This window comes from Bartonella queenslandensis AUST/NH15 (genome assembly GCF_000312585.1).
Taxonomy (GTDB): domain Bacteria; phylum Pseudomonadota; class Alphaproteobacteria; order Rhizobiales; family Rhizobiaceae; genus Bartonella; species Bartonella queenslandensis_A.
Genome location: NZ_HE998358.1, coordinates 1 through 723, shown reverse-complemented (window position 1 = coordinate 723; position 723 = coordinate 1). Strand labels below are relative to the sequence as shown.

Sequence of the window (723 nt, the reverse complement as noted above, 5' to 3'; positions counted from 1 at the left end):
ATTTTGTCCAAGAGGACCACGACCATATGTAGAAAAAAGGAACTCATTGCGAGACAGCAAACGCGCTTGTTTCAGGATTTCTAATGCTTCTGTTGATAAAGGAACACGAAATTCTGTTGTAGCATCACGTCGACCTTTCATATTTTCAGCAGGAATAGTCCATATCTTTCCATCAATCTGATCTTCACGAATATGACGTATGGGATTGGTACGAACACCTGTAAGGATAAGCAAACGCAAAGCCAATTGTATTAGGGTTGTTTTTTGGCAAAGTGTTTGATAAAAAGCCGGCACATCTTTCCAATCCATTGCAGGCACATTAATAACTTTATGGCGTTGTTTACCTAAGAGCGCGCGTGCTTTGGCTGTTGCTTGTAAATCAACATCTAATCCTAATGCAGCAGCATGTTTGAAACAAATATTAAGACGAATGAGGGCTTTCTCTGCTGTTTTTGCTTTTGTATGCCATATGGGAGCAAGCGTATTGCGTATATCTGTTTGTGTGATTTCTGAAATGGGAAGGCAGCCTAATTTGGGGAGTACATGAAGTTGTAAAGATGAAAACCAATCTCCAGATTTACCATCTCCTTTTAATTCAGCTTTACGACTTTCAAAAGCATCCACAGCAATGTCTTTGAGATAATGAAAATTACGCATTGCTTCACGCTTTTGTTTCTCACGTTCTTTAATGGGGTCACGCCCCTCTCGTAAAACAGAACGCCA

General features: G+C 40.1%; 1 protein-coding gene. It reads right to left on the bottom strand.

Annotation, left to right across the window (positions count from 1 at the left end; translation table 11 throughout):
* Positions 1–723: tyrosine-type recombinase/integrase (locus tag BN338_RS10370; protein ID WP_039762316.1), on the bottom strand; the 723-nt coding region annotated here is incomplete at both ends.